Below are 23,766 nucleotides of genomic sequence, written 5' to 3' on the forward strand. Positions count from 1 at the left end.
GGGCCCCGCCGTCCTCGCGGCCAGGAGGGCCGCGAGGACGGCGGGGCCCAGCGTGTCGACGGCGTTCACCACGGTCTGCTGAATGTCGGCGGCGGTGCGGATGACCGGGTCGGTGAAGGCGTCGTAGCGACCCTGGGCGAGGCGTACCTCGTACCAGCCGTACCAGGCGACGTAGCCGCCCGCGACCAGCAGCACCACGCCGCTCAGGCGCGGCACCCACGCGCCGGCGCCGCGCAACCGGGCCACGACCCGGCCGCGCAGCAGCGCCACGGCGAGCGCGGCCACCCCGACCACGAGCGCCATCCCCAGCGCGTACGCGCCGAACAGCGCCAGCCCGCGCAACGGCGACCCGGCCCGCAGGCTGGTCACCACGATCGCCAGGAACGGCGCGATCGCGCAGGTCAGCGACGTGAGGGCGTACGCCGCGCCGAACAGCGCCATGGACGGCCAGGTGCGGGTGAGCCGGGGCGCGACGCGTAACGGGCGTGGCGCGGGCAGCCGCCGGCCGGCGAGCAGCCAGCACCCGGCCAGCGCCAGCAGCACGCCGAGCGTCACCGTCAGCCACGGCAGCCGGGGTCGCAGCCAGTCCGCCGCCGGCGCCAGGGCCAGCCCGAACGCGCCGAACACCAGCACGTACCCGAGGGTGAGCCCGGCCGTCGCGGTGAGCGCGCGGCCGACCGCGCCGCGCCCGCCGTCGGGGCCGGCGACGAGCAGTGACAGGTACGCGGGCAGCATCGCGAAGCCGCACGGGTTGACCGCGCCGAGCATGCCCGCGGTCAGGGCGAGCAGCAGCGCGCCGGTCATCCCCGGGCCAGCGTCTCGACCTGCCGGGTCAGTGCCTCGCCGTCCAGGAATCCCTGGTGGACGACCCGGCCGGTGCGGTCCAGGACGACGAACGTGCTCTGTTCGGCCACCTTGAACCGGCGCCACAGCGCGCCCGCCCGGTCGTCGATCTGTGTCGTGCCGCCCAGGTCGAACTCGGTGACGAACGACTTCATGGCCTTCTGCTCGCCGAGTCCGGCGACGCCGACGACGGGAACGGTGTCGCGGTAGGTGGGGGCGATCTCGGCCACCGTCCACGCCTGGCTGGCGCAGGTGGCGCACCAGGGCGCCCAGAACCACAGCACCACCGGCCGCCCGGCCAGGGTGGCGGCGTCGAACGCCGTACCGTCGAGGGTCTTGCCGGTGAACGACAGCGCGGCCGGCACCGTGGCCGGTGACGCGGACGCCGGCGCGGATGCCGGCCCGGACGGGGACGCGGCGGCCGGGGGGGCCGGTGCGACCGCTCCGGCCCGGTCCCCGGGCTCGGGCCCGGCGCAGGCGGTCGCGGCGGCGAGCGTGGCGGCCAGCACGGCGGCGGCTGTCACACGAGCGGCGGTACGCATCGGCGGCTCCTGGGTTCTACTCGGCCCGGACCAGGCGGAGCGCGAGTTCGGGACAGACCTTGACCGCCTTGAGCGCGCCCTCGCGCAGCCACGTCGGCACCGGGGTGGGCGGGAACGCCGGGTATCCGTTGCCGTCGAGCCGGATGAAGTCCGGCACCACGTGCGCGCACAGCCCGTGCCCGTCGCAGCGCGACCAGTCCAGGGTGAGCTTCTGCGGGTTGCCGTCGGGCGCGCCGGGCAGGCCCATCATGCCCTTGACCCGCTTGCCGCAGCCCTCGCCGGTGGCGTGCAGCCGCAGGTCGTCGGCGAAGACCTCCATCGCGGACAGTGCGAACCGGGCGGTGCCGTCCGGGTGGCTGCACGCGCCGCGGCCCTTGACGTCGCCGGCCGCGGCGCGGACCAGCTCGACCGGTGCGCTGCCGGAGACCGCTAGGTCGACCGAGCGGGCCAGGTCGGGCAGGCCCATCTTGCACGGGCCGCACTGCCCCGCGGACTCGCCCGCCAGGTACCGCACCACCTGCGCGGCCTCGCCGAGCGGGCAGGTGTCGGCGCCGAGCGGCACGATGATGCCGGCGCCGAGCGTGCCGCCCACGGCGGTGAGCCCCTTGCGGGACACCTCGGCCCGCTCGGCGGCCGCCGCGGTGATCCACTTGCCGTGGTAGCCGCCCATCAGGATGCCCGGGCCGGGCGGCACCTCGCACAGGTCGAGGATCTCGCGCAGCGGGGTGCCGGCGGCGCACTCCACCACGGCGGGGCGCTTCGCCGACCCGGTGACGGTGAGCAGCACGGTGCCCGGCTCGTCGTCGGTGCCGAGCGCGGCGTACTCGTACGGGCCGATCCGGGCCGCGACGGCGAGCTGGGAGTACGTCTCGGCGTTGGACAGCAGCGTGGGCAGCCCGCCGACGCCGGAGTCGCTGGACCGCTTCTTCGTGCCGGGCGGGATGTGCGGCAGTCCGTTGATGCCGTTGACGAGCGCGCCGCCCTCACCGGAGATGAACCGGTGCGGCACGGTGACGATCGTGGTGGGCACCGGCATCCGCCGTTCCTGCAACGCCTCGGTCAGCGAGGGCCGGCCCACGTCGTCGTCGGCCACCCCGATCACGATCTCCTCGGCGTCGAGCGCGAACGCGGCGAGCGCGGCGCCGTCCAGGATGAGGTGCGGGGCGCGGGTGAGCAGCACCTTGTCCTTCCAGCTCGCCGGCTCGCCCTCGGTGGCGTTGACGACCACCACGGCACCGAGGTCCTGCCGCTCGCAGGACTCCAGCACCGCGCGCAGCTTGCGGGCGAACGGGAAGCCCGCGCCGCCCTTGCCCTTGAGGTCGATGGCCTCGGCGAGCCGCAGCAGCGCCGCCGGTTCCATCGGGCCGATCGGGCCGTGCACCTCCTCGTGGGCCAGCAGGTCGAGCCGGCCGAACTCGGCGAACCCGGCGGTCAGGCGGGGTTCGCCGACACAGGCGACCGGCGGGACCGTCGTGCGCTTCACCGGGCCTCACCCCGCAGCCCGGCCCAGTACGCGCCGTCGACCGCGTCCGCGTCGGCCCGCTTGCGGCGGCTGGACCGGCTCTCCTTGCCCGCGCGCATCGCCCGGCGGGAGGCGAGGTCGACGAGCGTCGGGGTGTCGTCGACGAACGCCTCGTCGGCGGCGTAGCGGGCCGGCGGGCGCCAGTAGTCCGGCTGCTCCGGCACGTCCTCCTCGTCCCGGTAGCGGCGGCCGGATCCGCTGAGCGGTTCGGCCGAGAGGGGGGTGCCGGAGATGGGGCCGGCCGAGATCGGCTCACCGGAGACCGGGCGGGTCTCCCAGCGGCGTGGGCTGTCCCACGGCTCCTCCGGCTCGTCGGTCGCGCGCGGCGGCGCGGAGTAGCGGGCCACCTCGGCGGCGGTGGCGTACCGGCCGCTGTCCGGGGGTGCGGAGTGGCGGCCGCCGGTGTCCGGCGGCGCCGAGTGCCGGCCGCCGCTCTCCGGAGGCGCGGAGTACCGGGCGACCAGGTCCTCGTCGTCGCGGGGCCGGCGGCTCACCCGCTCCTCGGTCCGGGACCGGCGGGTCACGCGTTCCTCGTCGTCGCGGCGACGGCGGCGGGGCCGCTCGCCGTCGGTCCGGCGGGCCGGCGCCGTCTCCTCGTCCCGGGCGCGGACGACGGGCTCGCGCTCCTCGTCGCGCCGCCGGGCGGCGGCCGCGCGGACCGGCTCGCGCAGCGATCCGGGTTCCGGCACCACGGGTACGGCGAACCGCTCCGGATCGCGCCGCCGGGCGGTGCCGGCCGGTGCGGTCCAGGTGGCGGTCGCCTCGGCCCAGCGGCCCCGGCCGGCGCCCTTGTCCTCCTTGTCGGCGGCCTTCTTGCGGGTGAGCGCGGCGAACACGCCGGTACGCTCCTCGCCCTTGCCGGCCATCGCCTTGTTGAGCGCGACCGCCTGGTGCTGCTCGCGGCTGCGCTTGCCGAGGTGGACCGAGACGCGCACCAGCAGCGCCATCACCACGAGCACCACGCAGGCGAGGTAGCTCAGCACCACCCAGGCGGCGGCCGGACGGCCGGCGTTGAGGCCGTGCACCAGCGCGAACGGCCAGGACACGTACGCCATGGAGTGCAGCGCGCGCCAGAACCACTTCGGGCCGACCCCGGCGAACCGGACCCGGATGATGCCGGTCCAGAGCACGCCCACCATCAGCAGCGCGGCGACGGTGCCCAGTCCGACGTAGAGGCCGCTGCCGCTGAGGAACGGCACCACGGCGTCGGTCGGCCCGGCCCGGCCGATCGCGACCTTGGTGATGACGTGGAAGACCAGCCCGGCCACGCCGAGCACGCCGGTGGCCCGGTGCGCCGACTGGAGCAGCACGCGGTGCCGGATGAGCAGCACCAGGCGGTCGGTGGCGAGCAGGCCCAGCATCACTGTGATGCTGAGCGAGACCAGGGCGACCACCCCGGCGAAGAACTCGGTGAAGAAGAATCCGTACGAGTACATGACGCCGCCGGCACCGGCCAGCTCCACACCCGCCCACGCGAGGCCGAGCGCGGAGGCGGTCAGTGCCACCATCGCGGACTTCGACATCGTCCGGGCACCACGGCTGGTGCTGGTGGTCCGGACGGTCGTCGCCTTCTCGTTCTGCTGTGCCCGGGCCATCTGCTCCTCGATCGTCTCGCGGCGGCGCCCCCACCGGCCGACCCTGCTCCCCACTCAGGTACGGAGGGACGGCGCGGACGGATCACCTCCGGTGGCGAATTTCTCGGTCGGATTCTCGAACCGTCCAGCCCGGACGCGCGTGTAGCGCCTGACGCAACGACGGATGCCCATGCGTTGACAGACTTTGCAACAGGCTCGTAACCTTGCCGCAAAATTTCAGGCTGGCTTGCAAGAAGCCGGCACTGAAACAGGCTCCACTCCCCCGCATCCCCCGCACCCCGCAGGAGTCCTGATGCATCGACGCCGATGCCGCGCCGCCGCGCTCGCCCTGAGTCTGGCCGCGAGCCTGCTCGTACCCGTCACCGCGGCGGCACCCCCGGCCGCCGCCACCACCCCGGGCGCCAAGAAGGTGATCGTCCAGCTCTTCGAGTGGAACTGGACCTCGGTGGCCGCCGAGTGCACCAGCACGCTGGGCCCGAAGGGCTACGGCTACGTGCAGGTATCCCCACCTCAGGAGCACGTCAACAGCAGCCCGTGGTGGGTGTCGTACCAGCCGGTCAGCTACCGGATCGAGTCCCGCAAGGGCACCCGCGCGCAGTTCCAGTCCATGGTGAACACGTGTCACGCCGCGGGCGTCAAGGTGATCGTCGACGCCGTGGTCAACCACATGTCCGGGCAGGACAACGGCGGCACCGGCTGGGCCGGCTCGTCGTACGGCCACTACAACTACCCGGGCGTCTACTCGGCGCAGGACTTCCACTACTGCGGCCGCAACGGCAACAACGACATCGCCAACTACAACGACCGGTACGAGGTGCAGAACTGCGAGCTGGTCAACCTCGCCGACCTCAAGACCGAGTCGGAGTACGTGCGCGGCCGGCTGGCCGCGTACCTCAACGACCTGCTCTCGCTCGGCGTCGACGGCTTCCGGCTGGACGGCAGCAAGCACATGCCGGCGGCCGACATCGCCGCGATCAAGGCCAAGCTGTCCCGCAGCGCGTACCTGGTGCAGGAGGTCATCTACGGCGCCGGTGAGCCGATCCAGCCGACCGAGTACACCGGCAACGGCGACGTGCACGAGTTCCGGTACGGCAAGGACCTGGCCCGGATGTTCAACAACGAGCGGCTGGCGCACCTGAAGAACTTCGGCGAGTCCTGGGGCTACCTGTCGAGCGCGAAGGCGGTGGTCTTCACCGACAACCACGACACCCAGCGCGAGGGTGGCGTGCTGACCTACCGCAACCGGGGCACGTACGCGCTCGCCAACGCGTTCATGCTGGCCTGGCCGTACGGCACCCCGGCGGTGATGTCGAGCTTCACGTACAGCGGCCGGGACCAGGGTCCGCCCGCCGACGGCAGCAACCGGATCACCAACGTCACCTGCTACTCGGGCTGGGAGTGCGAGCACCGCTGGCCGGTCATCGCCAACATGGTCGGCTTCCGCAACGCCACCGAGGGCGCCGGCGTCTCCAACTGGTACGACAACGGCTACCAGCACATCGCGTTCAGCCGTACCGGCAAGGGCTACCTGACGATCAACGACGAGGACAGCGCGGTGAACGGGCGGTCGTACTACACCGGGCTGCCGGCGGGCCGCTACTGCGACGTCGTCCACGGCACGTTCAGCAACGGCTCGTGCAGCGGGCCGGTGATCACCGTGGACTCGTCCGGCTGGTTCGCCGCGAACGTCCCCGCGCACGACGCGATCGCCATCCACATCGGCGCGAAGCTGAGCTGAGCTACCCGCGCCGCGAAGCCCCCGTACCCGTAGTACCGGGTACGGGGGCTTCCGGTCGGTTACAGTCGGTTTCGTGCTGTTCGACCGGTTCGCCACGCGCCGGCCTCCCGGCTGGCTGATCGCCGCGCTCGCCGTACCGCTGCTGCTCGTCACCGCGCTGCTGGTCGGCCGCGCGCTCACCGCCACGCCCGCGCGCCAGGCGGCGCCACCCGCCGCCGCGCCCCCGGCCACGACCGCCGCGCCGAGCCCGTCGCCGCAGGAGTCGGTGCCGCCGGCCGCGCCGCCGCCGGACGACCTGCCGGTGGTCACCTACGACCCGGCGCCGCGCGGCTTCCCGCCCGACCCGGACCCGGCCGACATCCGCCCGCTGAGCGAAGGGCTGCGCCCGAACCGGAACGTGGCCGCGTACGACGCACCGGGCGGCCGTCCGCTGGCGTTCCTCGCGCCGACCATCAGCGGCGTACGGCTGACGGTGCCGATCGTCGACCGGCGCTCCGGCTGGACGGCGGTGCTGCTGCCGTCGGCCAACCGCACCATCGCCTGGCTGCCGTCCGGCGGCTGGACCACTGTGGTGCTGCGCGACCAGATCGTGGTGGAGCGGCGCACCCACCGCCTCACCTGGAGCCGGGACGGGCGCGCAATGCGCACCTGGCCGGTCAGCCTCGGCATGTCCGGGCAGCTCACCCCGCTGGGCCGTACGTTCGTGCTGGGCCGCACCCCGCCCCCGCAGGCCGTCTACGGCGGCGTCGACATCTTCGCCCTCGGCGCGATCCCCGACGACCCGGACGCGGTGCCGACCGGGCTGCGGGGAGCCCACATCGGACTGCACAGCTGGTACAACGACGACACGCTCGGCAAGAACGTCACCAACGGCTGCATCCGGCTGACCCGTAGCGCCCAGCGTCTGCTCCTGACCGAGGTGGAGCCGGGCACCGCCTTCGTGGTGGTCGACCGCCTGCCCTGACCGGGCTCACCCCAGCAGCCAGCCGTTGGCCTCGGCCACCCGCACCGCGTCGGCCCGGTTACGGGCGCCGGTCTTGCCGATCGCGGCGGAGAGATGATTGCGGACGGTCCCCTCGGACAGGTGCAACGTCGCCGCCAGCTCGGCCACCGTGCCGCCGCCGCGCGCCGTACGCAGCACCTCGGTCTCCCGTTCGGTGAGCGGGCTCGGCCCGGTGGCCAGCGTCTCGGCGGCGAGCGCCGGGTCGACCACCCGCAGCCCGGCGTGCACCCGGCGGACCGCGTCGGCGAGCTGCCGGGCCGGAGTGTCCTTCACGACGAAGCCGTTCGCACCCGCCTCCATCGCCCGGCGCAGGTAGCCGGGGCGGCCGAACGTGGTCACCACCAGCACCCGGCAGGACGGCAGCGCGGCCCGCAGCGCGGCGGTCGCGGCGACCCCGTCCAGGCCCGGCATCTCCACGTCGAGCAGCGCCACGTCCGGGCCGGTGCGCAGCGCCTCCGGCACCACCTCGTCACCTCGGCTCACCTCGGCCACCACTGTGAGGTCCGCCTCCAGCGACAGCAGCGCGGCCAGCGCGCCCCGGACCAGCGCCTGGTCGTCGGCGAGCAGCAGCCTGATCGGCTCGGTCACAGGTGCGCCCCTCCGTCCGCAACCGCCGCGGGCACTGTCACCCGGAGCAGGAAACCATGCCCGTCGTCCGGCCGCGCCACCGTCACCGCCGCGTCCAGCCGCCGGGCCCGCTCCCGCAGCCCGGCCAGGCCGTGCCCGGCCGTCGTGCCCCGCTGGTCCGCCGGACCCCGGCCGTCGTCGCGTACCTCCACCGCCGACGGCTCGACCCGGATGACGCACCGGCGGGCGCCGCTGTGCCGCACCACGTTGGTCACCCCCTCGCGGACCGTCCAGCCGAACAACTCGTCGCGGTCCGCCGGCAGCGGCGGCACCGACTCCGGCAGGTCCGCGACGACGCCCGCGGCGGCGAGCGCCGACCGCGCGCCGGCCAGTTCGGAGGCCAGATCTACCCCGCGGTACGCCCCGACGGTGCCCCGCACGTCGGCCAGCGCCTCCCGGGCCAGCCGTTCCACGTCGGCGATCTCGGTGGCGGCCCGGGCCGGGTCCAGCTCCATCAGCCGCCCGGCCAGTTCGGCCTTGACCGCCACCACCGTGAGCGAGTGCCCGAGGATGTCGTGCAGGTCACGGGCGGCGCGGGCGCGTTCCTCGGCCACCGCCAGCCGGCGGATCTCCTGCTGCGCGGCCTGGAGTTCGCCGTTGCGCTGGGCCAGCCGGCTCACCCCGAACATCGCGAACGAGGCGAGCAGCACCGCGAAGACGAGCGTGCTCTCGTGCTCCCAGCCGGGCACCAGACGCGCGGTCACCGGTGGCGCCGCCGCGGCGAGCACCACCACGACCAGCGCCTCCACCGAGGGAAGCAGGAACACCGCGGCTGCCGCGACGAAGACCAGTGTGGTCAGCCAGTCGCCGCCGGTGCCGGGGATCCCGGCCAGCCCGAGCGCGAGCAGCACGGCGATCAGCAGCCGGGCCCGGCCTGGCGGGACCGACAGGTTGCGCTGCCGCCGGGCGCGGGCCCACTCGAAGATCAGCACGTACGCCACGGCGAACGCGACGAGCGAGCCGATCCCGGCCAGCCGCCGCCACATCTGCGGCTGGTGCAGGGCGGTGGTGAACGGGATGTTGAGGAAGAACAGCCAGACCGCCGCCAGCAGCCAGCCGGTGAACCGCCAGTGGCGGTTCACCGGCCGGGCCGGGACGGGCGGCGACGTCACGCCGATCACGCTAGTGCCACCTCAGACGCGTGTGGTGTCCCGGCGGAACAGCCGGGCCGCGCCGAGGCCGAAGAACACGGTCCAGGCGGTCACGTTCGCCACCGCCGCCCAGTCCACCCCGGTGCCGGTCAGCGGCGCGCGGGCGAGCTGACCGACCCCGTACACCGGGGTGAACTTGGCGATCTGCTGCATCACGTCGGGCAGCAGCTCCAGCGGGACGAACAGGCCGCCCAGCATGGCCAGGATGGCCAGCGCCGGGCCCATGAACTGCATGACGTTCTCGGCCGGGGCGAGGTAGCCGACGAACAGCCCGAACGCGGCGAACACGAGCGCGCCGATCCAGGCGGTCAGCCCGGACTCCACCCAGACGTGCGCCGGCAGCCGCACCCCGGAGGCGGCGCCGACAGCGAACTCCACGAGGACGCCGAGCAGGCCGAGCACCATCGCGGTGGCCACCTTCGTCGCCACGTACGCGGCCGGGCGCAGCGGGGTCAGCCGCAGTTGCCGGCTCCAGCCCAGCGCCCGTTCGGTGGCGACAGCCGCGCCGGCGCTGGTGGTGGCGACCATCGCCGCGTACACGGCCAGGCTGATCATGATCCAACCGGTGACCGGCAGCCCGTTGTCCAGCTTCTCCCCGCGCGTGGGCAGCCCGAACAGCAGGAAGAACACGGCCGGCATGACCAGGATGAACAGCAGCGTACGGCGGTTGCGCAGCACCCGGCGTATCTCGATGGCGAGCACCGGCGCGCAGAACCCGCCGAGTGCGGGCGGCCGGCGGTCGGCCGTACGGGTGCCGGTGGTGGACGAGGTCGTGGCGGTCATGGTGAGGCTCCTCGGTTCAGGCCGTCAGGGTGAGGAACGCGTCCTCGAGGTTGCGTGAGGTGATCTCCAGATCCCGGGCGCCGGTGCGGGTCAGCAGGTGCCGGGCCACCACGTCCGAGTCCTCGCTGTGCACGAGCACCACGTCGCCGCGTACCTCGACCGACCGGACGCCCGGCAGCGCGGCGAGCGCGGCCTGGTCGGCGCCGGGCAGCGTCGCCCGCACGACCCGGCCGGCGGCCAGGTTCTTGATCTCGGCGGTGGTGCCGTCGGCGACCACGCGGCCCTGGCGGATCAGCACGATCCGGTCCGCGTACGCGTCGGCCTCGTCCAGGTAGTGGGTGGCGAACAGGACGGTCCGGCCGAATCGGGCGTCGGCCCGGATCGCCTGCCAGAAGTCGCGGCGGCCCTCGACGTCCATGCCGGTGGTCGGCTCGTCCAGCACCATCAGGTCCGGGTCGGGCAGCAACGCGAGCGCGAACCGCAGGCGCTGCTGCTGACCGCCCGAGCACTTGCCCACCGCACGGTCGGCGATCCCGGCGATGCCGGCGCGCTCCAGCACCTCCGCCACCGGCCGGGTGTGGCCGTAGAAGTGCGCGGTCATCCGTACCGTCTCGGCGACTGTGAGGTCCTTGAGCAGGCCGCCGGTCTGCATCACGGCGGCGACCCGGCCGTACCGGACGGCGTCGGCCGGGTCGCCGCCGAACAGGCGGACCGTGCCGGCGTCCGGGCGGGCCAGCCCGAGCAGCATGTCGACGGTGGTGGTCTTGCCGGCGCCGTTGGGGCCGAGGAACGCCACCACCTCACCGGGGGCGATCCGCAGGTCGAGCCCGTCGACGGCGGTCACCGGGCCGAAGGTCTTGGTGAGTCCGGCCAGGTCCACGGCCGGTGCGGAATCGGTCATGCCACGATGCTCCGGCGTGCGGTGTCCGGTTCCCCGGAGCGGCAGTCACCTTCCGGCCGTGACATTTGTCAGGCGCTCACACCGCCGACGGCGGACGCCCGGGTTGTCCGCTCAGGCTGTCGCGCCGCCGTCGACCGCGATCGACGCACCGGTGATGTGCCGTCCGCCGGCGCCCACCAGGTGACTGACAGTCGCCGCCACGTCTTCCGGTTCCGCGTACCGGCCGAGGGCGATGTGCGACCGCTGCCCGTCCGCGCCCGCGCTGTCCGCCGGGTTCATGTCGGTGTCGGTCGAGCCGGGCAGGATCAGGTTGACGGTGATCCCACGCGGACCGAGTTCGCGGGCGAGCGCCCGGGTCAGCCCGTTCACGGCGCTCTTGGTCATCGCGTACGCGCTCACCCCGGGAGCCGGGACACGACTGGCGAAGCTGCTGCCGATGTTGACGATCCGCCCACCCGCACCCATGTGGCGCACCGCCGCCTGGGTGGCGAGGTAGACCCCGCGCACGTTCACCGCGATCGCCCGGTCCAGGGCGTCGAGGCTGACCGACTCGATCGGCCCACCCGCGAACACCCCGGCGTTGTTGACCAGGATGTCCAACCGCCCCAACTCGGCGACGGTCCGCTCCACGGCGCCGACCACGGCCGTCGCGTCGGTACTGTCCGCACTGATCGCCAGGCCGGTCCGGCCGTACGCCTCGATCTCGGCCACCACGGACTTCGCGCTCTCCTCCGCGGTGCGGTAGGTGAACGCGACGTGAACGCCGTCCTCGGCCAGCCGGCGCACGACTGCGGCGCCGATCCCACGGCTCCCGCCCGTCACCAGGGCGACCCTGTCGGCAAGTCTGACCGTCATGCCGTCATCCTGACAGTCGACTCAGGACGCTGATCATCCGGGTTGCCCCGTCCATTTGCTGTCCGTTCGATCAGACAGGATTGCCGGCACCCAGTCCGGGTACGCGCGGGCCGTCCAGCGGCGAAACGGGGAGACCAGACATGAGCGCACCGACGGGACGGGTCGACACGATCGTGCTCATCCACGGGCTCTGGATGACCTCACGAAGTTGGGAGCACTGGGCGCAGCGGTACGCCGCGCGCGGCTTCCAGGTGCTCACGCCCGCCTGGCCCGGCATGGACCGCGAGGTGGAGGAGCTGCGGGCCGATCCGGCGCCGATCGCCGCGCAGCGCATCGCCGACATCGCCGACCACTACGAGGCGATCATCAGGGGCCTGCCGCGTCCGCCGATCATCATGGGCCACTCGTTCGGCGGCCTGGTCGCCCAGTTGCTGCTGGACCGGCGCCTCGGCGCCGCAGTGGTCGCCGTGCACCCCGCGCCGGTACGGGGCGTGCTCAAGCTGCCGCCCGCCACGCTGCGTTCCGGGTACTCGATCCTGCACAACCCGGCCAACCGGCACCGGGCCGTGCCGTTCACCCCGGAGGACTTCCGGTACGCCTTCGGCAACACCATCAGCCAGGAGCAGTCCGACGCCGCCTGGGAGCGCTACGCCGTACCGGGCGCCGGGCACGTGCTGTTCGAGGCCGCGTTCGCCAACCTGGACCCGAACTCGGCCACCGAGATCGACAAGAAGCGCAGCGACCGCGCCCCGCTGCTGATCACCGCGGGCGGCGAGGACCACGTGGTGCCGGCGACCCTCGCCAGCAGCATCGCCAACCTCTACCGGAGTTCGACGGCGCTCACCGGCTACCGGGAGTTCCCCGGCCGGTCGCACTTCGTCGGCGGCGAACCGGGCTGGGAGGAGGAGGCGGACTTCGCGCTGGAGTGGGCGGTCGAGGCGGCGAACGAGTTCTCCCCGACGGTGGTCGCCGAGGCCCCTCGACGGCGCTGACCCCGGCCTACTCCCAGGAGTCGGAGATGTCGAGTACCTCGAGGTCGGGTGGGGCCGCCGCCGCCACCGTCTCGGCGTCCCGTGTCACCAGGTAGCAGCGGTAGAGCACGGCGGTGGCGACCGCGTGGGCCACGTCGAGCGGCACCTTGCGACTCGCCGCGATCCGGGCCACCCGACGGCTGGTCGGGCCGTCGTAGACCGCGACCCGGATGTCCCGGTCCGTGTCGAGGAGCAGATCGAGCAGATCGGCGGCCGGTGTGCCCGCTACCTGAAGCTGCGCCTGCCCCAGACAGAGCGCCGGGATCCACACCTCCTGCTCGGGATCCTCCTGCGCGAGGGTCAGCAGCGCACCCGGCTCGACGCTGTCCCCCGCGGCGTACGCGAGCAGTGCGGACGTGTCCAGGACGAGCCCGTTCACGCGGCGGCCGCCCCGTCGCCGTCCCCGAACTGGCGCAGCCACTCCATGTTCCGGTCGTGCTGCTCGTCGGTGATCGGCGGCTGTTGGGCCAGCCTCCGGCGGGCCCGCTCGACGTCCTCGTCGGTCACCACGTAGCCGTGCTCGGCCCATCGGGCACGTAGGCCGTCCGCCCGCATCTTGCGCCGGAGCACGTCGGCGATGAAGCCGGACGTCGTCCCCTGCGACCGCTCGACGTACTCGGCCACGTCGTCGGGCAGGCTGATCGTGATGCGCCGCGTCATACTCTCACCATAGCTCGCGCATACTCCGCTTCGGGTACGGCACGCGGGCGTCGTCCGGCCCTGGTGTGCGGGTGGGTCCGCCGGGTATGACGGGAACATGAGGGCGAGTTTCCGTCTGGGTCGAATCGCCGGCGTACCGGTCGGCGTCAACTGGAGTGTCCTGGTCATCTTCGTGCTGATCGCGTGGGCGCTGTCGGCGAGCCTGTTCCCCGCTTCGTACCCCGGTCACTCCCCCGTCGCCTACGTCGCGGCCGGTCTGGCCGCCGCCGTGGTCTTCTTCCTCGGCCTGCTCGCCCACGAGGTGGCGCACGCGGTGGTCGCCAAGCGCAACGGCATCGAGGTCGAGGGCATCACGCTGTGGCTGTTCGGCGGCGTCGCCGAGCTGAAGGGCGAGGCGAAGGACCCGGGCGCCGAACTGCGGATCGCCGGGGTCGGGCCGCTGGTCAGCCTGATCATCGGCGTGGTGTTCGCGGCGATCGCGGTGGCTGTGGCCGCCGCGGGTGGGCACGGGCTGCTGCTCGGCGCGCTGGCCTGGCTCGCGGGCATCAACGTGCTGCTGGCGATCTTCAACGTGCTGCCCGCCGCCCCGCTGGACGGCGGGCGGCTGCTGCGCGCGGCGGTCTGGAAGTTCACCGGCGACCGGACGAAGGCGTCGGTGGTGGCGGCCCGTGCGGGCTGGGTGCTCGGCGTCGTGCTGATCGGGCTCGGGCTGTGGCGGTTCTTCACCGGCGCCGGGTTCGGCGGGCTGTGGCTGGCGCTGATCGGCTGGTTCCTGCTCGGCGCCGCCGGCCAGGAGGAACGCGCCGCCCGGATGGGCGACGCGCTGCGCGGCGTCCGGGTGGGCGACGTGATGACGCCGCAGCCGCAGACCGCGTCCGGCGACCTCACCGTGGCCGACTTCGTCGACCACTACCTCTTCGCGTACCGGCACTCGGCGCTGCCACTGACCGTCGACGGCAGGCCGGTCGGTCTGGTCACGCTCGATCGGGTACGCGGCATCGCGGCGGACCGCCGCGCGTCGACCACGCTGGCCGAGGTGTCCTGCCGGGCGGACGAACTGGTGCTCGCCCGCCCGGAGGAGCAGCTCACCGACCTGCTGCCCCGGCTCAACGAGTGCACCGACGGCCGGGCGCTCGTGGTGGTCGGCGACCAACTGGTCGGCATCGTCTCGCCCAGCGACATCAGCCGGGCGGTGCAGCGCGGCAGCCTGCGTCAGCAGGTGCCGGCCGGGCGCTGAGTCAGCCCCGGAGAAAGCTGGGTCAGGCCCCTGGGGAAGCTGAGTCAGTCCCGGGGGAAGTAGCGGTCCATCTCGGCGGTGCGGAACTTCCCCTTCGGGTCGAACTCGTGCAGCAGCGCGGCGAAGTCGGCGTGCCGGGGGTACGCGGCGGCGGGATCGCGCTCGAACAGCTTCCCCCAGTGCGGGCGCGGCGCGAACGGGGCCAGCCGCTCCTCCACCTCGGCCAGCACCGGCGCCACCGCCACCGGGTCGCCGATCCAGGTGAAGTGCAGCGCCAGCGAGTCGCGCCGGTAGTTCGGGCTCAGCCACAGCTCGTCGGCGGCGATCGTCCGCAGCTCACAGATCTGGAGTACGGCGGCGATCCGGTCGGCGACCGGGTCGAGCGCGGCGAGCGCCGCCGCCGCGTCGTCCCGGGCCACGTGCCACTCGGACTGCAACTCGTCGCCGCTGCTCGGGGTGAAGCCGAGCCGGAAGTGCGGCAGCCGCTCGTGCCACGGCCCCGGCTCGCCGAGCTGCGCGGTGCAGTGCTCCGGCGACATGCCGGGCACCGGGTGCCGGGGCGAGTCGGCGGCCACCGTGTCCAGCCAGTCGGCGGGCGGCGGCGCCTGGTCGGCGTACTGCTTCACCCACACCTGGTCGAAGCGCTCCGAACGCCACGAGGTGAAGACGCTGACGCTGTACGCGGCGTCCAGCGCCTCGTCCAGCGCCGCGCGGGGCAGGCCGAGCCGGACGTGCTGGCGCACCGCGTACGTGGGCACCACGTCGAGCGTGAGCCGGGTGACCACGCCCAGCGCGCCCAGGTTGACCACCAGCCCGGCGAACCGCGGGTCGGCCCGGTCGACGGTGATCAGGTCGCCGTCGGCGGTGACCAGTTCCAGCGCGGCGACGGCGGCGGCCAGGTTGCGGTTCCGCGCGCCGGAGCCGTGGGTGGCGGTGGCGACCGAGCCGGCCACCGAGATGTGCGGCAGCGAGGCGAGGTTCGCCAGCGCGTACCTCTGAGCCTGGAGCGCGGTGGCCAGGTCGCCGTAGCGCAGGCCGGCCGCGACGGTGACCGCGCCGCGATCGGGGTCGAGCGCGACGGTGGGCGGCAGGCCGTCCAGCGCGACCTGGACGCCGGTGGTGTCGCCGAGCCGGTTGAACGAGTGACCGGTGCCGACGGCCCGGACCAGGTCGGCCTCCGCGACCAGCCGGCGCAGCTCGTCGGTCGAGGTCGGCCGCGATCGGGTACGCGCCGACCAGCTGACGTTTCCGGCCCAGTTGGTGTCCGTCATGCGCTGCATCATGCGCCATCATGCGCCGGCAGGGTTGCCCCGGCCACTCGGCGGGAATCCTGGCGGGATGAGCAGCTACCGCGACCCGAGCCTCCGCGGCGACGTGTACCCGTCGGAGGAGGAGATCGACCCGACCGGCGTGGACCCGGACGCTGCGGAGATGCCGCAGGCCGCCGTGGGGGTGGCGCCCGCCGCTGTGGGGCTGACGCCCGCCGCGACCGCGCCGGTGCCGGGGCCCACGCCCGAGCCCGAGCCGGACCCGGTGCCCCGTCCGGGACCGCCGCCGCGCCAGGTGTCGGGCCGGTCGATCGTGACCCGGCACCTGGACGGTTCCGTCGAGGTGGTGACCGACCTCGACGGCGACGGCGTGGCCGACGTGGTGCAGGTCGACCTGGACGGCGACGGTGTGCCCGACGTGACATACCTGGACAGCGACCGCGACGGCCGCCTCGACACCGTCCGCCGCGCCACAGCGAGCTGACCCGTCCGCCGCTCACGCGTACCGCCGAGGATGGCCCGGCGAACGGATACAGCTTCCGCGGGGGCGCCCACCCCGTTGATCATGCAGATACTGCCCCGACAAGAGCCGTAAATCCGGCACCGAAAGGGCCGCAACTGCAAGATCGCGGGTTTGTGGGGTGGTGCGGGACGGGCGGCGGGCAGGGGCCGGGTCAGAGCTGGGGCATCACCTCGGCGGCCACCAGCTCCAGGTGGTCCAGGTCGGCCAGGTCAAGCACCTGGAGGTAGGCCCGGGAGCTGCCGGCCTCGGCGTACCGGCCGAGCGTCTCGACCACCTCGGCGGGCGTGCCGGCGGCGCCGTTCGCGCGCAGCTCGTCGGGCTCGCGGCCGATCGCCTCGGCGCGGCGCTTCACCTCGGCCTCGTTGCGGCCGCAGCAGAGCACGAGCGCGTTGGACCAGGTCATCGTGGACGGGTCGCGGTCGATCTCGGCGCAGGCGTCGCGTACCCGCCCGAACTGCGCCACGGTGTCCTCGACCGAGGCGAACGGCAGGTTGAACTCGTCGGCGTACCGGGCGGCCAGGCGGGGCGTGCGCTTCGGTCCCATGCCGCCGAGCAGGATCGGCGGTCGGGGGCGTTGCACCGGCTTGGGCAGCGCGGGCGAGTCGCTGACCGGGTAGTACGTGCCGGGGAAGTCGAACGTGGAGCCGGCCGGGGTGGACCAGAGCCCGGTGATGACGGCGAGCTGCTCCTCCAGCCGGTCGAACCGCTCCCCCAGCGCCGGGAACGGGATGCCGTACGCGGTGTGCTCCTCGGCGTACCAGCCGGTGCCGATGCCCAGCTCGACCCGGCCGCCGCTCATCTGGTCGACCTGCGCCACGGTGATCGCCAGCGGGCCGGGCAGCCGGAACGTGGCGGCGGTCATCAGCGTGCCGAGCCGGATCCGGGTGGTGTCGCGGGCAAGGCCGGCGAGCGTGGTCCACGCGTCGGTCGGGCCGGGGTCGCCGCTCACCGAACCCATCTTGAGGTAGTGGTCGGAGCGGAAGAACGCGGCGAAGCCGGTCTCCTCCGCGCGGCGGGCCACGGCGAGGAGCTGGTCGTATGTGGCCCCCTGCTGGGGCTCGGTGAAGATCCGCAGTTCCATCCCCCGAGCATATGGAGCCGGCCGGGCCGGGGCAGCGCGACCTGTCATTCCTTGCCAGGCATATAACCGATGAGGCATATTATTTAGGTGACCGTCGACGCCTTCACCGTGCTGGCCGAGCCCTCCCGGCGCCGCATCCTCGACCGGCTCCGGCGGGCGGAGAGCAGCGTGGGCGAGCTGGTGGACGCGCTGGGCATGAGCCAGCCGGCGGTCTCCAAGCACCTGCGGGTGCTCCGCGACGCCGGCCTGGTCACCTGCCGCACGGCCGCGCAGCGGCGGATCTACCGGGTCGACGTGGCACCGCTACGAGCAGTGGACGACTGGCTCGGGCCGTACCGGTCGATGTGGACCGCGCACCTCGACGCCCTGGAACGCCATCTCGACAGTCAGGAGTGACAGATGGACCGCGACACGTTCCGTCCCGGCCCGCTCGCCCGGGTGGAGCTGACACCCGAGAACGAACTGGTCTTCGTCCGCGAGCTGCGGCACCCGCCGGAGACGGTGTGGACCGCGCTCACCGACCCGGATCAGCTCGCCGCGTGGGCGCCGTTCCTGGCCGACCGCGACCTGGGCCGTCCCGGTGCCGCCGTGCTCAGCACCGTCGACGGCGACCAGACCCACCCGGCGCCCGCCCGGGTGCTGCGCGCGGACCGGCCCCACCTGCTGGAGTACACCTGGGGCGACGACCTGCTGCGCTGGGAGCTGACAGCGAACGGCGACGGGACCACGCTCACGCTGCGGCACCGGGTCGGCGGTCCCGACCTCGCACCGATGACTGCTGCCGGCTGGCACCTCTGCCTCGACGTCGCCGACCGTCTGCTCGACGGCGACCCGGTCGGCCCGATCCGGGGCGCGGAGGCGAAGAACTTCGGCTGGGCGGAGCTGCGCGACGCGTACGCCGATCGCCTGAACCGCGACTGACGCCTGCAGTCACGCGGTCCGGCGGCGCAGCCATCCGGCGGCGCCGCCGACCAGCGTCGTCCCGATGGTCGTGCCGATGGCCACCAGCGCCGCACCGACCGCCCACAGGCCGGTGTCGTCGGTCGAGGCGGCGTGCACCGCCCACGGGACGGTGAACGCCACTGTCATCACCGTTGCCACCAGCCAGATGTTCAGCCACCAGCCGCCGACCGCGGCCAGCGCGGCCAGGCTCAGCACCGCGGCGGCGACCTGCCAGACCGCGTACGGCCCGCTCATGTCGCCGGTCTGCGGGTCCACGGTCCAGCCGGACTCCCAGCTCAGCCAGGCCACCCAGGCGCCGGCCGTGGCCAGCGCCAGGAGCAGACCGCCGAGCAGCGTACGTCTCGTCGTCACGCCTCCGATCCTGCCCGGCCGGCGGCCTGGGCGAATGAGCACGCGTACTCGATTCCACCGCCGCGCACACGGCGGTGTGCGCGGCGTGTGCGCCCGGTGCCAGCGACCCCGGCGATCGTCGGCGTCATGAGTTACGCATTCGAGGCAGAGGGCCTGGTCAAGCGGTTCGGTACGACGACCGCGCTGGCCGGGATCGACCTCGCCGCACGCCGGGGGACCGTGCTGGGGGTGCTGGGGCCCAACGGCGCCGGCAAGACCACAGCGGTGCGGATCCTCGCCACACTGTTGCGCCCGGACGAGGGGCGCGCCACCGTCGGCGGCCACGACGTGGTCACCGACGCCGCCCGGGTACGCCGGCTGATCGGGCTGACCGGCCAGTACGCCTCGGTCGACGAGGACCTGACCGGCACGCAGAACCTGGTGCTGATCGGCCGGCTGCTCGACCTGAACCGCCGCGAGGCGCGGGCGCGGGCGGCGGAGCTGCTCGCCTGGTTCGGCCTGACCGACGCGGCCGGGCGCCCGGCCAAGACGTACTCCGGTGGCATGCGCCGCCGCCTCGACCTGGCCGCGAGCCTGGTCGGCCGGCCGGAGGTGATCTACCTGGACGAGCCCACGACCGGCCTGGACCCGGCCAAGCGGGAGGAGATGTGGGGCGTGGTCCGCTCGCTGGTCGACGACGGGTCGACGGTGCTGCTGACCACGCAGTACCTGGACGAGGCCGACGCGCTCGCCGACGAGATCTCGGTGATCGACCATGGCCGGGTGATCGCGCACGGTACGCCCGGCGAGCTGAAGCGGATCGCCGGCAGTCAGACGATCGTGGTCCGGCCGACCGATCCGGGCCGGATCGGCGCGGTCGCCGAGATCCTGCGCGCCAGTACCGGGGCGGATCCGGAGCTGCCCCGGCCGGGCCTGCTCACCGTGCCGGTGGACAGCGACGCCACGTTCACCACTGTGGTCCGCCGGCTCGACGACGCCGGCATCGGGGTGGTGGAGCTGGCGCTGCGGCTGCCCAGCCTCGACGAGGTGTTCTTCACGTTGACCGGCCACGGCACCGAGGAGCCCACGGAGGTGGCGGCATGACCACGACCACTCGTACGGCGGCGGCGACGCCGTCCCGGGCCGGCACCGCCCACGCCGCCGGCCGTCCGTTCGGCATGGCCCGGCACAGTCTCGCGCTGGCCGGCCGCAGCCTGATCAAGACGATCCGGACCCCGGAGCAACTGCTCGACGTCACGCTGCAGCCGATCGTCTTCGTGCTGATCTTCGTCTACCTGCTCGGCGGCGCGGTCGCCGGTTCGCAGCACGAGTACCTCCAGTTCCTGCTGCCCGCGATCATGGTGCAGACCGTGCTGTTCGCGTCCATCGCGACAGGCGTCAGCCTCAACACCGACGTCGAGAAGGGCGTCTTCGACAGGTTCCGCAGCCTGCCGATCGCCCGGTCCGTGCCGCTCGTCGGCTCGGTGGTCGGCGACCTGGTCCGGTTCGTGGTCTCCATCGTGGTGCTGCTGGGATTCGGGTACGCGCTCGGTTTCCGGATCGGCACCGACCCGCTGTCCGCGCTCGCCGCCTGCCTGCTGACCATCGCGTTCGCGTTCGCGGTGAGCTGGATCGGCGTGCTGCTCGGGGTGCTGATGCGCAGCCCGGGCGCGGTGCAGGGCACGGCGTTCCTGCTGCTGTTCCCGCTGACCTTCGGCACCAACATGATGGTGCCGACGGACACGCTGCCCGGCTGGTTGCAGTGGTGGGTCGGGGTCAACCCGGTGGCCGACGTGATGGAGGCGGCCCGGGGCCTGATGGTCGGTGGCCCGGTGGCCGGGCCGGTGACCCGGTCGCTGCTCTGGACCGTGGCGATCATCGCGGTCTTCGCGCCGCTCGCGGTCCGCGCCTACCGCCGCCGGGCGTGACCCGTCCGCGCCGCGCCTGACCGCGCGGCACGCCGGTCACCGAGCCGGGTCGCCGCCCACGAACGCGAGGGCGTCGGCCCGGCTCAGGCCGTTACCCCGGGCGTACGCGGCGGCGTAGCCCTCCTCGCCCAGCTCGGCGCGCAGCCGCTCGGCGAGCCGCTGCGCGTCCGGGTTGGACCGGTCGGGCCGGCCGCGCAGCGAGTCCGAGACGCCGAGCATTTCGGCGGCCCGCTCGTACCGGCCCTCCGCAGCGGCCAGCGCCACCCAGCCGACAGTGACGATTGCGACCACCGGCATGTCCCGGGCGGCGAGGGCCCGCGTGGTCGCCTCGTCGAGGTGCCGGCGCGCACCCGGCAGGTCGCCGCGGGCCAGCGCCAGATGGCCCATCTCGGCCAGCAGCAGGCCACGGAACTGCGGGGCGACGAGCGGCGTCTCGGCCTGCCGGCGCATCGCCTCGGCGAGACACTCCTCGGCTTCGTCCAGCGAGCCGTCGGAGCGGGCGATGCTGCCGAGCATCATCAGCCCGAACGCGCCGTCCCGACCGTCCCGGTCGGTCACGAAGCGGCGCAGTTCGGCCTTGGCGCCGGCCACGTCGCCGGAGCGGGCGCGGATGGCGGCGAGCCAGATCAGTTGGAAGCCCGGCTCGGAGGCCGGGTTGAGTTCCCGGGCCAGCCGCACCGACTCCTCCAGCGCCGCGGTCGCCGCGTCGAAGTCGCCGCGTTTGGTGAGCGCGTCCGCGTACTCGCTGAGCACGTGCGACAGGCTCATCCGCTCACCGACCGCGCGCAGCTCCGCGGCGGCGTCGGTGAGGTCGCGCAGCATGCCCTCGGCGTCGCCGTCGTTCTCCTTGAACTTGCCGCGTATCCCCAGCAGCGTGCCGTCGGTCCACGGGTCGGGGTGTCCGCGCGCCCGGTCGATCGCCGCGATCCCGGCCGCCGTGTCGTCGCCGAAGATCGACAGCATCGGCGCCAGCAGTCCCACGATCGGGTGCTTGGTCCCCTCCGCCGCCCGCAGGGTCGTGGTCAGCTCGGCGATCTGCTCCGGCGTCGGCCCCTGCTCGCCGCGTGCCAGCTCGGAACCGATCCGGATGGCGAGCACCACCGCCCGCTCCTCCGCCGGTGCCGGACCGGGCAGCGCCAGCGCCCGGGCCAGCACGTCACCGCCGATGCCACCGTCGTCGCCCCAGATCACCAGCGGCAACGCCAGCCCCGCGCCGATCCGCAGCGCGGTGTCGGCGTCACCGGCGTCGCAGGCGTAGTGCAGCGCGCCGACGACGTTCTCCCGTTCCGCCTCCAGCAGCCGCAGCCACGGCAGTTGACCGGCGGTCCGCAGGTGCGGCTCCGCGGTCCGGACCAGCTCCCGGAAGTACGCCGCGTGCGCGGCGCGCGCATCGGCCACCGCTCCGGCGGCGGCGAGCCGTTCCAGTCCGTACTCCCGGATGGTCTCCAGCATCCGGAACCGCCCGTCGCCGACCACCTGGAGCAGCGACTTGTCGACGAGCGCGTCGAGCAGCGCGGCGGCGGCCGGGCCGGCGACGCCGGCCGCCGACTCGGCGGTTACCGACGCCGGGAAGACCGCGAGCCGTTCCGCGAGCCGTCGCTCGTCGTCGGTGAGCAGCCCCCAGCTCCAGTCCACCACCGCCCGCAGCGTGCGGTGCCGGGGCAGCGCGGTGCGGCTGCCGCCGGTCAGCAGCCGGAACCGGTCGTCCAGCCCGGCCGCGACCTGCCGCGGCGACAGCGTCCGCAGCCGCGCCGCGGCGAGTTCGATGGCCAGCGGCAGGCCGTCGAGCCGCCGGCAGATCTCCACCACGGCCGCCACGTTGTCGCCGGTCACCGCGAACCCGGCGCGCACGGCGGCGGCTCGGTCGCGCAGCAACTCCACCGACGGGTACGCGAGCGCGTCGCCCGGCGTCGCGTCCGCCGGTGGCAGGCGCAACGGCGGTACGGGCTCCAGCACCTCACCGACGATGCCCAGCGGCTCCCGGGAGGTGGCCAGCACGCGCAGTCCCGGGCAGTGCCCGAGCAGTTCCTCGGCGAGCCGGGCGGCGGCCTCGACGACGTGTTCGCAGTTGTCCAGCACGATCAGCGTCTCGTCGGTGGCGATCGTCTCCACCAGGCGGCCGAGCGTGTCGCGGGCCGGTGGGCGTACCGGTTCCAGCGTCCGGTCCCGGCGGCCGAGCGTGTCGAGCACGGCCCGGGGCACGTCCGCCGGGTCGGTGATCGGGGCCAGCTCGACCAGCCACGCCCCGCCGGGTACGCCGTCCGCGAGCCGGCCCGCCGCGACGCTCGCCAGCCGTGTCTTGCCCGCTCCGCCCGGCCCGAGCAGGGTCACCAGCCGGTTGGCGGCGAGCAGCCCGGTGAGCCGGGCCAGATCCTCGTCGCGCCCGACGAACGTGGTGAGCGCCGACCGCAGGTTGCCCCGCCGCGCGGGCGCCGGCTGCTGCGGGACCGCCTCGCCGCGCAGCAGTTCCAGGTGCGCGGCCCGCAACTGCGGCGACGGGTCGACGCCCAGCTCGTCGGCGAGCCGGTGCCGGGTCCGCTCGTACGCGGCGAGCGCCTCGGCGGGCCGCCCGGCCGCGGCGAGCGTGCGCAGGTGCAGTTCGGCCAGCCGCTCCCGCAGCGGATGCGCGGCGGTCAGCTCCCCCAGTTCGGCGACGATCAGCTCGGGCCGCCCGGTCCGCAGCTCCGCCTCGATCCGGTCCTCCTGCGCGGTGAGCCGCAGCTCCGCCAGCCGCGCCACCGCTGCCGCCGCGTACGGCGCGTCGGCGACCTCGGCCAGCGCCGGCCCGCGCCACAGCGCGAGCGCGTCGCGCAACGCCGTCCGCGCCGTCGCCGCGTCACCGTCGCGCAGCGCCGCCCGCCCCTGCCGGGTCAGCCGCTCGAACCGCCCGGCGTCGACGTCGTCCGGGTCGAGGTCGAGCCGGTAGCCGGCAGGGCTGCTGCGTACCCCGAGCCCGGGCACCGCCCGGCGCAGCCGGGACACGAGCGTCTGCACGGCGTTGGCGGTGTCGGTCGGCGGCTCGTCACCCCAGAGCGCCTCGGCCAGCGCTGGGACGCTCACCGGCCGGCCCGGGTCCAGGGCGAGGCGGATCAGCAGGGCCCGCAGCCGCGCCCCGGCGACGTCGACCGGCCGATCGCCGTCGCGGACCTCAAGCGGCCCGAGGATCCCCACCCGCACCGTGCCAC

General features: G+C 74.0%; 24 protein-coding genes. 9 read left to right on the forward strand and 15 right to left on the reverse strand.

What is annotated here, in order from left to right; all coding sequences use genetic code 11:
• The 4 genes from EAD96_RS21395 to EAD96_RS21410 all read right to left on the reverse strand — a co-directional run.
• Nucleotides 1–804: cytochrome c biogenesis CcdA family protein (locus EAD96_RS21395; RefSeq protein WP_121685552.1), on the reverse strand; the 804-nt coding region annotated here is incomplete at its 3' end.
• Nucleotides 801–1,385: a redoxin family protein gene (locus tag EAD96_RS21400; protein ID WP_121685553.1), complete on the reverse strand. Its 585-nt coding sequence runs from the start codon at nt 1,383–1,385 to the stop codon at nt 801–803. The genes EAD96_RS21400 and EAD96_RS21395, both read right to left, overlap by 4 nt.
• A gap of 16 nt (nt 1,386–1,401) precedes the next feature.
• A complete protein-coding gene (locus EAD96_RS21405; protein ID WP_120568599.1) occupies nt 1,402–2,868 on the reverse strand; it encodes an NADH-quinone oxidoreductase subunit NuoF family protein in 1,467 nt (488 codons plus the stop codon).
• Complete coding sequence (locus EAD96_RS21410; RefSeq protein ID WP_233586121.1) at nt 2,865–4,556, reverse strand: ferric reductase-like transmembrane domain-containing protein; 1,692 nt, start codon at nt 4,554–4,556, stop codon at nt 2,865–2,867. The genes EAD96_RS21405 and EAD96_RS21410 overlap by 4 nt, the downstream gene beginning before the upstream one ends.
• A gap of 238 nt (nt 4,557–4,794) precedes the next feature.
• Here EAD96_RS21410 and EAD96_RS21415 point away from each other — a divergent pair, with 238 nt between their 5' ends.
• Both EAD96_RS21415 and EAD96_RS21420 read left to right on the forward strand, forming a co-directional pair.
• On the forward strand, nt 4,795–6,240 hold the full coding sequence (locus EAD96_RS21415) for an alpha-amylase family protein (protein ID WP_121685555.1): 1,446 nt from the start codon (nt 4,795–4,797) through the stop codon (nt 6,238–6,240).
• A 73-nt stretch (nt 6,241–6,313) separates the two neighbouring features.
• Nucleotides 6,314–7,204 (forward strand): L,D-transpeptidase, encoded by an 891-nt coding sequence (locus tag EAD96_RS21420; protein WP_121685556.1) that lies wholly within the window; start codon nt 6,314–6,316, stop codon nt 7,202–7,204.
• A 6-nt stretch (nt 7,205–7,210) separates the two neighbouring features.
• On the opposite strand, the gene EAD96_RS21425 is transcribed toward EAD96_RS21420, so the two are convergent.
• From EAD96_RS21425 to EAD96_RS21445, 5 genes are all read right to left on the reverse strand, one after another.
• Nucleotides 7,211–7,831, reverse strand: coding sequence for a response regulator (locus tag EAD96_RS21425; protein ID WP_121685557.1), 621 nt, complete (start codon nt 7,829–7,831; stop codon nt 7,211–7,213).
• Nucleotides 7,828–8,982, reverse strand: a complete 1,155-nt coding sequence (locus tag EAD96_RS21430) for a sensor histidine kinase (RefSeq protein ID WP_147457913.1) — start codon at nt 8,980–8,982, stop codon at nt 7,828–7,830. The genes EAD96_RS21425 and EAD96_RS21430 overlap by 4 nt, the downstream gene beginning before the upstream one ends.
• 21 nt (nt 8,983–9,003) lie before the next feature.
• Nucleotides 9,004–9,804, reverse strand: a complete 801-nt coding sequence (locus EAD96_RS21435) for an ABC transporter permease (RefSeq protein WP_121685559.1) — start codon at nt 9,802–9,804, stop codon at nt 9,004–9,006.
• A 16-nt stretch (nt 9,805–9,820) separates the two neighbouring features.
• The gene (locus tag EAD96_RS21440; protein ID WP_121685560.1) at nt 9,821–10,705 is read right to left on the reverse strand and encodes an ABC transporter ATP-binding protein; all 885 of its coding nucleotides are present in this window, start codon (nt 10,703–10,705) and stop codon (nt 9,821–9,823) included.
• A 111-nt stretch (nt 10,706–10,816) separates the two neighbouring features.
• A complete protein-coding gene (locus EAD96_RS21445) occupies nt 10,817–11,560 on the reverse strand; it encodes an SDR family NAD(P)-dependent oxidoreductase (RefSeq protein ID WP_120568595.1) in 744 nt (247 codons plus the stop codon).
• A gap of 140 nt (nt 11,561–11,700) precedes the next feature.
• On the opposite strand from EAD96_RS21445, the gene EAD96_RS21450 reads away from it, so the two are divergent.
• Entirely contained in the window at nt 11,701–12,552 is an 852-nt protein-coding gene (locus tag EAD96_RS21450) for an alpha/beta hydrolase (RefSeq protein WP_121685561.1), read from the forward strand.
• 7 nt (nt 12,553–12,559) lie between these two features.
• On the opposite strand, the gene EAD96_RS21455 is transcribed toward EAD96_RS21450, so the two are convergent.
• The gene (locus EAD96_RS21455; protein WP_121685562.1) at nt 12,560–12,970 is read right to left on the reverse strand and encodes a PIN domain-containing protein; all 411 of its coding nucleotides are present in this window, start codon (nt 12,968–12,970) and stop codon (nt 12,560–12,562) included.
• Nucleotides 12,967–13,251: a hypothetical protein gene (locus EAD96_RS21460; RefSeq protein WP_121685563.1), complete on the reverse strand. Its 285-nt coding sequence runs from the start codon at nt 13,249–13,251 to the stop codon at nt 12,967–12,969. Before EAD96_RS21460 ends, EAD96_RS21455 begins: the two co-directional genes overlap by 4 nt.
• Before the next feature lie 97 nt (nt 13,252–13,348).
• On the opposite strand from EAD96_RS21460, the gene EAD96_RS21465 reads away from it, so the two are divergent.
• On the forward strand, nt 13,349–14,488 hold the full coding sequence (locus EAD96_RS21465) for a site-2 protease family protein (protein ID WP_121685564.1): 1,140 nt from the start codon (nt 13,349–13,351) through the stop codon (nt 14,486–14,488).
• A gap of 44 nt (nt 14,489–14,532) precedes the next feature.
• On the opposite strand, the gene EAD96_RS21470 is transcribed toward EAD96_RS21465, so the two are convergent.
• Nucleotides 14,533–15,759: an FAD-binding protein gene (locus EAD96_RS21470; RefSeq protein WP_121685583.1), complete on the reverse strand. Its 1,227-nt coding sequence runs from the start codon at nt 15,757–15,759 to the stop codon at nt 14,533–14,535.
• A gap of 67 nt (nt 15,760–15,826) precedes the next feature.
• Between EAD96_RS21470 and EAD96_RS21475 the strand changes: the two genes are divergently transcribed.
• Complete coding sequence (locus EAD96_RS21475) at nt 15,827–16,240, forward strand: hypothetical protein (RefSeq protein ID WP_121685565.1); 414 nt, start codon at nt 15,827–15,829, stop codon at nt 16,238–16,240.
• Nucleotides 16,241–16,430: 190 nt separating this feature from the next.
• Here EAD96_RS21475 and EAD96_RS21480 read toward each other — a convergent pair whose 3' ends face one another.
• The gene (locus tag EAD96_RS21480) at nt 16,431–17,360 is read right to left on the reverse strand and encodes an LLM class F420-dependent oxidoreductase (RefSeq protein ID WP_121685566.1); all 930 of its coding nucleotides are present in this window, start codon (nt 17,358–17,360) and stop codon (nt 16,431–16,433) included.
• A gap of 87 nt (nt 17,361–17,447) precedes the next feature.
• Between EAD96_RS21480 and EAD96_RS21485 the strand changes: the two genes are divergently transcribed.
• Both EAD96_RS21485 and EAD96_RS21490 read left to right on the forward strand, forming a co-directional pair.
• The gene (locus tag EAD96_RS21485; RefSeq protein ID WP_013475589.1) at nt 17,448–17,756 is read left to right on the forward strand and encodes a metalloregulator ArsR/SmtB family transcription factor; all 309 of its coding nucleotides are present in this window, start codon (nt 17,448–17,450) and stop codon (nt 17,754–17,756) included.
• Between the two features lie 3 nt (nt 17,757–17,759).
• Nucleotides 17,760–18,281, forward strand: a complete 522-nt coding sequence (locus EAD96_RS21490) for an SRPBCC family protein (protein ID WP_121685567.1) — start codon at nt 17,760–17,762, stop codon at nt 18,279–18,281.
• 9 nt (nt 18,282–18,290) lie between these two features.
• Here the strand turns inward: EAD96_RS21490 and EAD96_RS21495 are convergent, their stop codons facing one another.
• Nucleotides 18,291–18,674, reverse strand: a complete 384-nt coding sequence (locus tag EAD96_RS21495) for a hypothetical protein (protein WP_120568582.1) — start codon at nt 18,672–18,674, stop codon at nt 18,291–18,293.
• A 126-nt stretch (nt 18,675–18,800) separates the two neighbouring features.
• On the opposite strand from EAD96_RS21495, the gene EAD96_RS21500 reads away from it, so the two are divergent.
• A complete protein-coding gene (locus EAD96_RS21500; RefSeq protein WP_121685584.1) occupies nt 18,801–19,757 on the forward strand; it encodes an ATP-binding cassette domain-containing protein in 957 nt (318 codons plus the stop codon).
• Nucleotides 19,754–20,581, forward strand: a complete 828-nt coding sequence (locus EAD96_RS21505) for an ABC transporter permease (protein WP_121685568.1) — start codon at nt 19,754–19,756, stop codon at nt 20,579–20,581. Before EAD96_RS21500 ends, EAD96_RS21505 begins: the two co-directional genes overlap by 4 nt.
• A gap of 36 nt (nt 20,582–20,617) precedes the next feature.
• On the opposite strand, the gene EAD96_RS21510 is transcribed toward EAD96_RS21505, so the two are convergent.
• A complete protein-coding gene (locus tag EAD96_RS21510; RefSeq protein WP_121685569.1) occupies nt 20,618–23,758 on the reverse strand; it encodes a BTAD domain-containing putative transcriptional regulator in 3,141 nt (1,046 codons plus the stop codon).
• Nucleotides 23,759–23,766 lie beyond the last annotated feature (8 nt).

It is taken from the genome of Micromonospora sp. BL1, assembly GCF_003667485.1.
GTDB classification, from domain to species: domain Bacteria; phylum Actinomycetota; class Actinomycetes; order Mycobacteriales; family Micromonosporaceae; genus Micromonospora; species Micromonospora tulbaghiae.